At 71.1% G+C, this 12,252-nt stretch carries 9 protein-coding genes; 5 read left to right on the forward strand and 4 right to left on the reverse strand.

The features are described 5' to 3' along the window. Positions 1-64: 64 nt before the first annotated feature. On the forward strand, positions 65-913 hold the full coding sequence (locus BZY54_RS17000) for a MerR family transcriptional regulator (protein WP_167414008.1): 849 nt from the start codon (positions 65-67) through the stop codon (positions 911-913). Between the two features lie 78 nt (positions 914-991). Here the strand turns inward: BZY54_RS17000 and BZY54_RS17005 are convergent, their stop codons facing one another. Together BZY54_RS17005 and BZY54_RS17010 are read right to left on the reverse strand one after the other, a co-directional pair. Further along, the gene (locus BZY54_RS17005) at positions 992-2,887 is read right to left on the reverse strand and encodes an MFS transporter (protein ID WP_086726041.1); all 1,896 of its coding nucleotides are present in this window, start codon (positions 2,885-2,887) and stop codon (positions 992-994) included. Between the two features lie 179 nt (positions 2,888-3,066). Further along, entirely contained in the window at positions 3,067-5,622 is a 2,556-nt protein-coding gene (locus BZY54_RS17010) for a D-alanyl-D-alanine carboxypeptidase family protein (protein ID WP_086726042.1), read from the reverse strand. Between the two features lie 196 nt (positions 5,623-5,818). On the opposite strand from BZY54_RS17010, the gene BZY54_RS17015 reads away from it, so the two are divergent. From BZY54_RS17015 to BZY54_RS17030, 4 genes are all read left to right on the forward strand, one after another. Beyond that, positions 5,819-6,574 carry a GOLPH3/VPS74 family protein gene (locus tag BZY54_RS17015; protein WP_086726043.1) on the forward strand — a complete coding sequence of 252 codons (756 nt, stop codon included), beginning with the start codon at positions 5,819-5,821 and terminating at the stop codon, positions 6,572-6,574. Between the two features lie 424 nt (positions 6,575-6,998). Then, positions 6,999-7,865, forward strand: a complete 867-nt coding sequence (locus tag BZY54_RS17020) for a helix-turn-helix domain-containing protein (RefSeq protein ID WP_086726044.1) — start codon at positions 6,999-7,001, stop codon at positions 7,863-7,865. A gap of 217 nt (positions 7,866-8,082) precedes the next feature. Beyond that, complete coding sequence (locus BZY54_RS17025) at positions 8,083-8,274, forward strand: DUF397 domain-containing protein (RefSeq protein WP_086726045.1); 192 nt, start codon at positions 8,083-8,085, stop codon at positions 8,272-8,274. Between the two features lie 431 nt (positions 8,275-8,705). After that, complete coding sequence (locus BZY54_RS17030; protein WP_086726046.1) at positions 8,706-10,289, forward strand: sodium:solute symporter family protein; 1,584 nt, start codon at positions 8,706-8,708, stop codon at positions 10,287-10,289. Positions 10,290-10,324: 35 nt separating this feature from the next. Here the strand turns inward: BZY54_RS17030 and BZY54_RS17035 are convergent, their stop codons facing one another. Together BZY54_RS17035 and BZY54_RS17040 are read right to left on the reverse strand one after the other, a co-directional pair. After that, positions 10,325-11,443 carry an ADP-ribosylglycohydrolase family protein gene (locus BZY54_RS17035; RefSeq protein ID WP_086726047.1) on the reverse strand — a complete coding sequence of 373 codons (1,119 nt, stop codon included), beginning with the start codon at positions 11,441-11,443 and terminating at the stop codon, positions 10,325-10,327. A 112-nt stretch (positions 11,444-11,555) separates the two neighbouring features. Then, on the reverse strand, positions 11,556-12,125 hold the full coding sequence (locus BZY54_RS17040) for a L,D-transpeptidase (protein ID WP_086726048.1): 570 nt from the start codon (positions 12,123-12,125) through the stop codon (positions 11,556-11,558). Between the last annotated feature and the right edge of the window lie 127 nt (positions 12,126-12,252).

Genomic DNA, 12,252 nt, shown 5'->3' on the forward strand with positions numbered 1-12,252 from the left:
TCATCCTCCGTCGCCGGGCGGAACAGGCCGCCCGGCGACGGAGGATGAAGGCGTGGACGAGGGCGTGGACGAAGAGCTGCTCACCATCGGCGCGTTCGCCGCACGGGCCCGGCTGTCGGCCAAGGCCCTGCGGCTCTACGACCGCCTCGGGCTGCTGGTTCCGGCGCACGTCGACGAGGTCAGCGGCTACCGCTACTACCGGGCGTCCCAGACCGGGCGGGCACGGCTGGTGGCCCTCCTGCGCCAGCTCGACATGCCGCTGAGCCTGGTGGCGGACGTGGTCGGCGCCGAAGGGGCCGAGGCCTCGGACCGGCTCACCGCCTACTGGGCGGACGTCGAGACGCGCGTGGCCGGGCAGCGGACCCTCGCCGAGTACCTCCGTGGACGACTCTCGGGGAGGAGCTCCGACATGTACGGAAAGTTCGTGGTCGAGACGGTCGATGTGGCCGAGCAGGTGGTGATCACCGAGACCCGGCACACGCTGGCGGATGAGCTGCCGCCGTGGATCGAGGCGTCGCTGAACCGGCTGGAGTGCGCGGCGCGCGAGTGCGGCGGTGTCACGGGAGCACCGTTCGTCGTGTACCACGCCGAGGTGTCGATGGAGAGCGACGGGCCGGCCGAGTCCTGCGTGCCCGTCGCGGACGAGGCGGCGGCGCGGGCGTGGGCCGAGGCGCGGGGGCGGTCCTGGGACACGAAGGTGCGGGTGGAGCCGGCGCAGCGGCTGGCCTACACCCGGATCACCAAGGCACAGGTGGCCCATCCGCAGATCCTGGCCGCGTTCGAGGCCGTGGAGCAGTGGATGGCCGAGCAGGGTCTCCGGCATGCCGGGCCGTGCCGCGAGGTGTACTTCGCCGACTGGGAGGCGGCGGGACCTCAGGACGCGGTGTGCGATGTTGCGTTTCCGGTGAGGTGAGACGAGCGCACCGCGTCGAGCGGGGTCCGGGGGCGGCAGGGCGGGCAGCCCCCGGGCCGGTCACTTCGGCTCGTCCGGTCACTTCAGCTCGTCCGGGCACGGCGTGCCCCGCGGCAGCTGGTACGGCGCAGCCAGCCGGTAGGTGCCCGCCCGCGGCGCGAGCAGCGTCGTCCACTTGTCGCCCTTGACGTCCTCCGGCGTCTGCGCCAGACAGCCGTTGACGTTGTCGTACGTCTTCGGTGTGCCCGGGGTGCGGTGCTTGGAGGCGTCGGTCTCCTGGGGCGCCTTGAGGCTCTTGCCGTGCTCGTCGACGAGGCTCAGCCACGGCGAGTACGGGATGCGGATGAGGATGCGGCCCGGCCGGCGCACCTCGATGGTCAGCTCGCCCTGCTCGGCGCGGTCGACGACCGCGTTGGGCTCGGCGAGCGGCTTGGGGTCGGTCACCTTGAACAGCTGCCAGTTGGCGTCGCCCCAGATCTGCCGCAGGTACGGCATGCCCCGCTGCACCAGGGCACGCTCGCGCTGCCCGCCGTCGCCGTCGGGCTCGCCCTTGGGCAGCACCACGTAGTGCACGGCCCAGCGCTGCAGCCACTCGTGGTAGTTGGCGGAGTTGAGCGTGTCGTCGTAGAAGAGCGGGTTGCGCTGCATGTCGGCCTGGCGGTTCCAGCCGCGGGCCAGGTTGACGTAGGGCGCCAGCGCGGAGGCCTCCCGGTGGGAGCTGGCCGGGACCACCTCGACGCGTCCCTTCTCCGCGCCGACCTTCTGCAACTGGTTGACGAGCGGCGCCAGCTCGCGCGACCAGGACGCGGCGGGTGCGGTGTGGACGATGTCGTCGACCGTCTTGAAGCCGATCCAGCCGACGAAGACGGCCAGCGCCAGCACGACCGTGTACCACTTGCGCGAACGCGGGGCCGTGAAGGGCAGCGCCGCCACCAGGATCATCCCGGCGAACAGCATCGCCAGCCGGGTGATGTTGGAGCCGATCTGGGAGCTGATCAACCAGACGCCGACGACCGACAGGGCGTAGACCCAGGAGGTGATCCGGACCGTCTTCCACTGCGCGGGGACGAGGACGGCGGCGAGGACGGCGTACGCCAGCGGCAGGATCACCGAGCCGAACGTCATGGGCTGGGTGCCGGAGAAGGGGAAGAGCAGCGCCGAGACGGCCACCACCGCGCTCGGCGCCAGGCCGAGCGCCCAGGCGCCCGGACGGCGCTTCTGAAGGAACAGGGCCACCGCCACCAGACCCACGAACAGGCCCGCGACCGGTGAGGACATGGTCGCGAGCGCGGCCAGCGGGGCGGCGACCAGCGCCTTCGCCCAGCGTCTGTGGCGCCAGCGGTAGGGCCAGCAGAAGACGGCCGCGACGGCGCCCAGCGCGAACATCGTGCCCAGCCCGAACGTCACCCGGCCCGAGATCGCGTTGCACAGCAGCCCGAAGACCCCGGCCAGCGCCGCCCACAGGGGGTTCCTGACCGCGCGGCTGCGGATGAGGACGAGTGTCAGCAGGCCCGCGGAGACCGTGCCGGCGATCATCATCGTCGTACGGACGCCGAGGACGGACATCAGATACGGCGACACCACGCTGTACGACACCGGGTGCATGCCGCCGTACCAGGCGAGGTTGTACGCGGAGTCCGGGTGCCGGCCGACGAACTCGGCCCACGCGTCCTGCGCCGCGAGGTCGCCGCCGCTGTTGGCGAACGTGAAGAACCAGACGATGTGCAGCACGCCGGCCAGGCCGGTGATCGACAGGGCGGGGTGCCGCAGCATCCGCTCCCGCACCGCCATCACGGCGGCCCGGGCCCGGTGCGGCTTCCCCGCGCCGACGTCCACGCCTGCGCCCCGGTCCGTGCGGTCACGGTCCGCCTCGGTCGCGGACCTGCCCAGGTCAGTCCTGGACGTGCCTATTCGCGGGCCGGCTCCCGGGCCCGGATCGGCGTCGTCGGCGCGTGTCGGCTCCGCAGTGGCCACCTGAAGGCACTCCCCGTGTCCCGTCTCCTGTTCGCGGCCGCGTCCCCCGCGACCGGTGACGTGCCCGATTCGTGACGCTAGCACGCACCCCGTCGGGGAGCCCCCGGGTGGGGCTCCCCGACGGGGTGCGCGGGCTTCGCCGGACGTGAGGCCAAGTGACCGGCGGGCCGGCCGACCCGTCAACCGAGGCGCGTCAGCTTGTCCGTGAAGCCCGGCTCGGCGAGGTCCTTCTCCAGGGCCACGGGAACCTGCACCGCTCCGCGCGAGCCGTCACCGACGGTGAGCGTGCCCACCTTGGTGCCGGCCTTCGCGGAGTGCGGCACCTCGTCGGCGACGACGGACAGCTTCACCTTCAGCCCGGCCCAGCCGACCGCGGAGACGTCCTTGGTGACCACGACCGGGGTGTGGCCGCCGAGCTGGTCGTCGACGTACCCGACGACGTCGCCCTTCTTCAGGATCTTCGCGGAGGTCAGCGCGTCCTCGGCGGCGAGCAGCGCGGTCTTGCTGACCGCGTTGACCGTGTCGAGGATCGACGGCTTGTGCTGGCCGAGGATGGCTCCGACGACGGTGACGCTCTGGCCGCCGACCGTCTTGCGGGCGGCGAACAGCAGGTTGCCGCCGGCCGCCGTGGTGGTGCCGGTCTTGATGCCGATCGCGCCGATCCGGTACGGCAGTTCGTTGTAGTTGTTCCAGGTGTGGCCGGAGGGGTCCTTCCAGCTGGCCGCGCTGGTGATGGCCACCAGGGCCGGGTTCTTGACGACCGCGTTGCCCAGCTTCACCTGGTCCTGGGCCGTGGAGACCGTGGTCTCCTTCAGGCCCGACGGGTCGGTGTACGTCGTGCCGGTCATCCCGAGTTCCTTGGCGGTGTCGTTCATCTTCTTGACGAACGCCGCCTCGGAGCCCGCGTCCCAACGGGCCAGCAGCCGTGCGATGTTGTTCGCGGAGGGAATCATGACCGCCGACAGCGCCTGCTTCTCGGTGAGGAAGTCGCCGGCCTTGACCGTGTTGAGGGTGGACTCGTCGTCGCTCTTGTCGTAGCCGCCCTCCTTCTCCGCCGTCGCGTCGATCTGGATCTTCGGGCCTTCCTGACCGGGCTTCAGCGGGTGGTCCCTGAGGATGATGTACGCGGTCATGGTCTTGGCGACCGAACCGATGGCCACCGGCGTCTGCTTGCCGAAGTGGTCCATCGTGCCGATGCCGTCGCCGTCCATCCAGCCCTGGCCCTCGCTCGGCCAGGGCAGGCTCACCCTCGCGCCCTCGAAGGTGAAGCTGTCCTGCGCGGTGAGCGCGAGAGTGGGGGACGGCAGCGGGCGTACGGCCTGCACGATCGCAAAGACGATCGCCAGGAGCACGACCAGCGGGGTCCAGATCTTCACCCGGCGCGCCACGGTGCGCAGCGGGGTCTCCGGCGGCGGCGGGGTGTTCGTGAGCTCGGCCAGCAGGTCCAGCGGCGGCTTGGGGGGCAGCGGCTGCTGGGTGGTGCGCTCGTGACCGGTCAGGGCGGCGGCAGGCTGGGCCTCGGTCCGCGGCTGCGGCTGGGCCGTGGCGGGGCCCGGCTTCGGCTGCGGCTGGGCTGTGCCGGGGGCCGGCTGCGGCTTGCGGGGCTCCCGGGCGTCGACCGGCTTGAGCGCGACGAACTTGCTGGTGCGCTCGGCGTCGGACTCGTCGGCCTTGCGGGCGGGCTCAGCCTCGCCCTTCTTGTCGGCCTTCGCGTCGCTCTTCGCGTCCGGCTTCGGGGAACCCTTCTTGTCCCCGCCCAGCTTCAGCATGGTGGTGGGCTGGTCGACGGCGGGCTTGGGCCGGGGCGCCTTGAAGACGGCGGTGGGCTGGTCGACGGGGGGCTCGGACTCGGGTGCGGGCTCGGGCTCGGTGGCCTTGGGTGCGTCCTTGGCAGCGGGCGCGTCCTCGTCCTGTGCCGCGTCGTCGTCGCCGGCTTCGGCGGTTTCGGCTTCGGGGGCGTCCTTCGCGGCTTCCTCGGTGGGCTTCTGGGGGGTGCCGGAAGCGGCGGACTCGACATCGGTCTCGGCGGCCTCGGCCGACTCGTCCGCCTCCTCCGTGGACTCGTCCGCCTTCCCGGCGTCCTCCGCGCCCTTCTTGGCGTCCGCGGAGTCCACCCACGCGGCGACGGCCGCGCGCAGGCGGGCGTCGTCCGCCGCGTCCGCACGCGCGTCGTCGCGGGCGCTCGCGTCGCCGCGCTCGGCCTCACCCTCGGGTTCGCCCTCGTGCTCGTCGTCGTCCTTGCCCGAGGCCGTCGCCTTGCTCTCCTCGGCCTCGGCGTCCGCGGAATCGGCCGTGTCCTCGGCATCCGCGGAGTCCATGGAGTCCGCAGAGTCCGCGGCCGAGGGCTCCCCGGCCGGCTCCGCGTCCTCGACCGAGTCCTCGGCGGTCTCGGCGGTCTCGGCGGTCTCGGCAGTCCCGGCAGTCCCGGCACCCTCGCCCAGTTCGGACTTTGCGGTTTTTTCGCTCTTCTCAGACTTCTTAGCTGTTTCGGGCTTTTCGGACTCCGCCGAGTCCTCCTCCGCGTCCGCCGCCAAGTCCCGTACCGAAAACACCCGCGTGGCCGTATCCACGCCTCCGCGGCTCTCCGCCGTACCGGACTCCCCCGTCAGCGCGAGCCGAGGGTCGCGCACCTCGCGCGCCCCGCCCCGGCCCTCGGGAACCGGACCCGCGCTCCCCGACGCCGGTTCTGCCGACGACTCGCGCTGCTTCGACCTGTCGGGGGACTCGCCCGCCACCGATGCCTCCTCATGTGCCGCACGTCCCGTGCCGTACCGCTGTCCGAACCATGTACCAGTGTCCTGTGCACGGGCCAAACCCACGCGGAAGACGAGAACGACATACCTACCGGTTCCACTACGAACCGGTCACGCACCCTCGACAGACCAATGTGAGAGGGGTCACCCTGTCATTCATCCACGCGGGGAGGCATGGATGGGCAGGAGCCGCAGAACACTTCCGGAGGAGCTTCTGCTGCTGGCACTGGACCCGGCCACGGGTACCACTGCGCAGCCGCAGTCGCTCGACCTCGGTCTGGCCGGAGCACAGCTAGTGGAGCTGGCGCTGGCCGGACGGATAGCCCCAGACGGGGATCGTATCGCCGTGGTGGCACCACGGCCGACTGGAGATCCAACACTGGACTGCGCGTTGGAGTTGCTGCGAAGGCGTGGCGCTCCGGTACGGGCCGTCCACTGGATCGGCGGGCCGCGTCTCGGGCTCCGCCAGACCTACCTCTCGCATCTGGAGCGGTGCGGCATGGTCGCCGCCGTGCCGGGCCAGATGTGCGGGGTGCTGCCGACGACTCGCTACCAGGCGACGGACACCGCCATCAGCCGGGAGATCAGGGCCCGGCTGGATTCCGCGATCCGCACCGGCGTACCGCCGGACCCGCGGACCGCGGCGCTCGCCGCGCTGGCACACGCGGTCGGTCTCGGCAAGCACCTGTACCCGGGCAACGAGGGCCGCTCGTCCCGTTCCCGGCTCAGGGATCTGATCAGGCACGACCCCATGGGCGGTCTCGTCGCGCACGCCGTGATGGACGTCCAGAACGGTGCGGCGGCCCAGCCGCGCCGCAGCCCGGGTCCTGCGGGCCGTCAGGCCGCCGCCGGAGCCAGGCCCGCACCGGAACCCGCCCGCGGCGTTCCGATGCAGCCGCGCCACGGATCCATGGCACGTGCCGTGGCCCACTGAGACCACGACGCACGGACACCGGCGGACGGCCGCCGGCGTACGGACACCGGCGCACAGCCGCCGGCGTACGGACACCGGCGTGCACGGACCGCAGCGCACGAGCACCACAACGCACGACCCGCGCGCGAGCACCGCGCGACGCGGAGAACGCCGCACCGCATGTCCCCAGACCCGGTTCGGGAGCCGCTGGTCGGAGCGGGGGGCCGAGATCGTACGGTCTCGGCCCCCCGCTCGACCGCCCATCCGGCAGCTCGCCGGCCGCTCATTGCCGCCCGCCGGCCGCTCACCGGCTAGGCGCCGAAATCCGAACCGGCCCTCGGTCGCCGCATATCCGGCGTTTCCCAGCGGTAGAAAGCACCTTGGTGGCAGTCTGCTCAGCAGCAGATACGCAAAGTAGAGGCATGCAGCCGGAGGTGCACGTCCCGTGGCGTCCAATGTCAATCCCACCGTCAGGCGGCGCCGGCTGGGCCAGGAGCTGCGCAGGCTCCGCGAGCTCAAGGGCATGACGGCCGAGGAGGTGGCGGAGCGGCTGCTGGTGTCGCAGTCGAAGATCAGCCGTCTGGAGAACGGCCGTCGCAGCATCAGCCAGCGCGACGTCCGTGACCTGTGCGGGGTCTACGAGGTGGAGGACCACCGGATCGTGGACTCGCTGATGCAAATGGCCAAGGACTCGCGCCAGCAGGGCTGGTGGCACTCCTTCGGTGACATCCCCTACAGCGTCTACATCGGTCTGGAGACGGACGCGGCGAGCCTTCGGGTGTACGACCCGCAGGTCGTCCCCGGCCTGCTCCAGACGCGCCAGTACGCCGAGGCACTGATCGCCGGCGCGCTGCCGGAGACCGCGCCCGCCGACATCGACAAACGGGTCCAGGTCCGGATGCGCCGGCAGGAACGAATCTCCGCGTCGGAGAACCCGCTGCGCCTGTGGACCGTCCTCGACGAGGCCGCCCTGCGCCGGGTCGTCGGCAACCGCGCGCTGATGCGGGAGCAGTTGGAGCACCTGGCCGAGCAGTCACAGCTGCCGCACGTGACCGTCCAGGTCATCCCCTTCGACATGGGGGCGCACCCGGGCCTGAACGGCCAGTACGCCATCCTGGAGTTCCCGGACGCGGCCGACTCCAGCGTGGTCTACATCGAGGGTGTCACCAGCGACCTGTATCTGGAGAAGGCGAACGACGTCCACAAGTACAGCGTGATGTACGAGCACCTGCGGGCGCAGGCCCTGAACGTGGAGCAGTCGCGCCAGTTCATCGCCGACATCGCGAAGGAGTACGCGGAGAACGCAGGCTGAGAGGCGGGCACCGTACACCCTCACCACGCTTGCACGGAAGACGCGTTGGAATATGCCATCCGGTCGAGTGAATAGCCGCTTCCGCTGCGGAGAGTGGCAGGTAGCGTCGATCACGCCAGCGAGCAACACCGTTGGCGCAAACCGCGCTGTGGGTTCCTGCCGAACGCCTCGTGCGGTGACAGCAACTCAACCACTCCACTGGCAATCCGGAGCAGAAATGGCAATTCGTCAGGGCGTCACGGAGACGTGGACCAAGTCCTCGTACTCCACGGGCAACGGCGCGTGCGTCGAGGTCAAGTCACCGGTGGTCGCGGCCATGGCGGTACGGGACTCCAAGGTCCCCGAGGGCCCGGTGCTCGGCTTCCCGGCCGACGCGTGGAACTCCTTCGTGGCATCGATCAAGGCTTGAGCGGGAGGATCTTCTGATCCTCCCCCCGGCTCCGCGATCGACAGACCGACAACTGAATCAACGCCGCAAGCGCCCCGGACACACCAGGAGCCTTGCCCAGAGCCCCCTCGACCAGTTCGCCGTCCTTGCCGAGGGGGCTCTGCGCGTTCCCACCCGCCTCGGCTCCCCGCCCCCCAGCTCCGACGGCGCCTCGGTCACCCTCCGCGCCACCTCCGACGGCATCTCAGACTCTCACCTTGATTCATGTAGGTGAACCAAGGTCAACAGTCAGAACCTTTTTGCCTCCTCTTGACCTTCCGCTTGCTTGTCGTGCCCGCGTAAACCCACCCACGATGAGCGGGCACTTCGCGGCCTGCCTCGCCCCTACCCCGCTCAGGCGAAGTGCCAACCAGCTGAGTGGAGTTCACAAGGCGGACCCTGGAAGGGGGCACATGAACAGTCTCGACTGGGCCGTGCTCATCGGCTATTTCGGCGTGATGATCGCGATCGGCGTCTGGTCGCACAAACGCGTGGACGACGTCAGCGACTTCTTCACCGCGGGCGGCAAGATGCCCTGGTGGCTGTCCGGCATCTCGCACCACATGTCCGGCTACAGCGCGGTGATGTTCACCGGATACGCGGGCATCGCCTACACCTACGGCGTCACGTCTTTCATCACCTGGTCGTTCCCCATCGCGCTGGGCATCGCCATCGGGTCGAGGCTGTTCGCGCCACGCATCAACCGGCTGCGCTCCCGGCTCCACGTGGCCTCGCCGCTGGAGTACCTGAAGAACCGCTACAACCTCTCCACCCAACAGGCGCTCGCCTGGTCCGGGATGCTGCTGAAGATCGTGGACGTGGGCGCCAAGTGGGCCGCGATCGCGACCCTGCTGTCCGTGTTCACCGGGGTGACCCTCAACCAGGGCATCCTCATCACCGGTGCGATCACCGCCGTGTACTGCACGATCGGCGGCCTGTGGGCGGATGCGCTGACCGAACTCGGCCAGTTCGTCATCCAGTTGCTGGCGGGACTGTCGATGTTCGTGGCGGTGGTCCTGAAGCTGAACGACAAGGGCATCGGCTTCCTCGGCGCCTGGGACGAACCGGCCCTGCACGGCCACGGAAAGCCCCTGGTCGGCCCCTACGGCACCGTCTTCCTCCTGGCCTTCCTCTTCATCAAGCTCTTCGAGTACAACGGCGGCATGCTCAACCAGGCCCAGCGCTACATGGCGACGGGCAGCGCCCGCCAGGCCGAACGCTCGGCACGCCTGTCGGCGATCCTGTGGCTGGTCTGGCCGGTCGTCCTCTTCTTCCCCATGTGGATGTCCCCGCTGCTGGTGCACGCGCAGAAGCCGGACGGCTCGGACTCCTACGCCCTGATGACCGAGCAGCTCCTTCCGCACGGCCTGCTGGGCCTGGTCATCGTGGGCTTCTTCTCCCACACCATGGCCATGTGCTCCTCCGACGCGAACGCCATCGCGGCCGTCTTCACCCGGGACGTCGCCCCGGTGCTGTCCCAGCGGGCACGGGCCTGGGGCCGGCGCAGCGGCCTGGTCGCCGCCCGGGTGACGACCGTCGTCTTCCTCGGTCTGTCGATGGCGGTCGCCACGCAGGTCAACTCGCCCGCCTTCAAGGACATCATCACGGTCGTCATCAAGTGGGTCGCCGGCCTGATGGGCCCGATCGCCATCCCCATGATGCTCGGCCTGCTCCGCACGTTCCGCCGCTCCGGCCCGACGGCCGCGCTCACCAGCTGGGCCGCCGGTCTGCTGGCCTTCTGGCTGGTGAACTACCCGATCAGCTGGAACGTCGACGGCGGCGTACCGCTGCAGTACCAGGTGTCGGTGCCGCTCGCGGTGTCCCTGGTCCTCTACATCGTCATCGGCTGGATCAAGCCGGAGGACACCCCCGAACGGCTCGCGATCATCGAGCGGCTCAACTCCGACGGGGACGGCGACGGCGCCTCGTCGGGCGCGGTGGCGGTCCCGGCGCAGGCCGGCGCGGGCGACGACGTCGTGGGCACGCAGCCGTCGTAAGCGGCACCGAGGGGCCCCGGCACGGCTCCGGTGACCTAGGCCCCGCGCGGATACCTGGCCAGCCACCCCGGAGCCGACCCGGCGGGCCCGTGCAGCGCGGGCCCCTGGGTCATCTCCATCGCGAAGTCGTCCGCCAGAACCAGCAGTGTGGGACGGCCCTCCAGTTCGGCCAGCCAGGCCGGCGGGAGGGCCGTCTCGCCGTGCAGGGCGCCGAGCAGCCCGCCGGTGAGGGCACCGGCCGCGCCCGAGGGACCGCTCTGGTTCACCGCCAGGCACAAGCCCTGCCGTACGTCCTCGCCGACGAGCGCGCAGTACACCGCGACGGCCAGCAGCCCCTCCGCCGTGCCCTCTTCCGCCAGCTCCTCCACCCGCGCGGGGGAGGGCATGCCCTGCCGCACCGCGCCCAGCGCGTGCTGGAGGGCGTCCGACACCGGCTGGTGCCCGGGCCGTACGGCGAGCAGGGCCAGCGCCTTCTGCACGGCCCCGTCGAGCCCGTCGCCACGGGCGAGACCGTGCACGATCACGGCGTACGCCCCCGCCGCGAGACAGGCGGTCGGATGGCCGTGGGTCTGCGCGGCGCACTCGACGGCCAGTTGTACGACCAGCTGGGGCTCCCACCCGACGAGCAGCCCGAACGGCGCGGACCGGACGGCCGCCTCCGGCCCGGCCTCCCCGGGATTCTTGGGCACCTCCAAGGTCCCCATGGTCTCGTCCCCGAGCCCGGTGAGCAGGGCGCGGGCCGGATCACGCCGGGCGTACAGCCACTCCTCCCGGGCCAGCCACCCGTCGTCCTCACGGCGCTCGTCGGGCCCCCAGTCGTGCTGGGTCGCCGCCCACCGCAGGTAGGCCCGGTGCAGATCGGTCGGCGGATGCCAGGCGCCGGTGTCGCGCCGCACCTGCGCCCGGATGAGCCCGTCCACGGAGAACAGCGTGAGCTGGGTGAAGTGCGTGATGGCACCGCGCCGCCCGTGCGCGGGCACCAGATCCACGATCCCCTCGGGACCGTGCGCCTGACGGATCGCTTCCAGGTCCAGCCCGTCCACCGGCGCCCCGAGCGCGTCGCCCAGGGCCACCCCGAGCAGGGTGCCGCGCACCCGGCTCCGGAAGTCCTGCTGCTCGCCACGCCCCCAGACGGCACCGGACGTCGTACTCACCCCGACCTCCCTCACAGCACCGTCCGTACGTACGACGTCCAGCACTGTAATCGAACGGAATGGTCTGTTCAGGGACCACCGGGCTCCGGTGCGCCGCTGCCCGCGAGCACCGCTACTCGACGACCACGACCCTGGTGCCCTTCGCGGCGAACGCCCACAGGGCCGTCCCGTCGGCCTTGGCCATGCGGATTCCGCCCGTCTTGGCGCCGGAGGCGGCGGGCGGGGGCGAGGAGCCGTCCACGGCGTTGCTGAAGGCGATGAAGATGCCCGACTTGCCCGCGAAGTACGTGATGTGCTCGATGCGCACCCCGTCGGAGCCGGTCGTGGCGGGCACACGCTGGGAGATGGCGTAGGCGCCGGGGTCCGGGCTCACCGTGCCCGGCCAGACCGGGAAGGTGCGGGTCGGCTTGTCGCTCGCGTCGACCAGCCACACGCGCTTGTGGGCCAGCGCGTACACGATGCGGCGGCCCGTTCCCGAGGCGGCCGGAACCGCCGGGGGCGCGGTGTGCTTCGGGGAGGCGGTCGGATGGTGCGGGCCCGCCGAGGCCGAGGTGCGCGGGTGGGCGGCGGTGGCCGTGGGGTGCGGGCCCTGGTCCGCCTGGACCGCCAGTACCGCGACCACCGCGACCGCTCCCGCGGTCAGGCCGCTGACCCAGGCCCACGAAGGTATTCGGGCAGGCATGGGCACGCATCTCCTCGGCTACTCAGCTACTCGCCCCCAGCAACAGTCGGATCATCGTACTGTGGGCCGCCTCCCCCACGGTCAGCCCAGCGGCGTTCAGTCCAGCACCGGAAGCAGTTCCGGCAGG

The organism is Streptomyces carpinensis, from assembly GCF_002154505.1.
Lineage (GTDB): Bacteria > Actinomycetota > Actinomycetes > Streptomycetales > Streptomycetaceae > Streptomyces > Streptomyces carpinensis.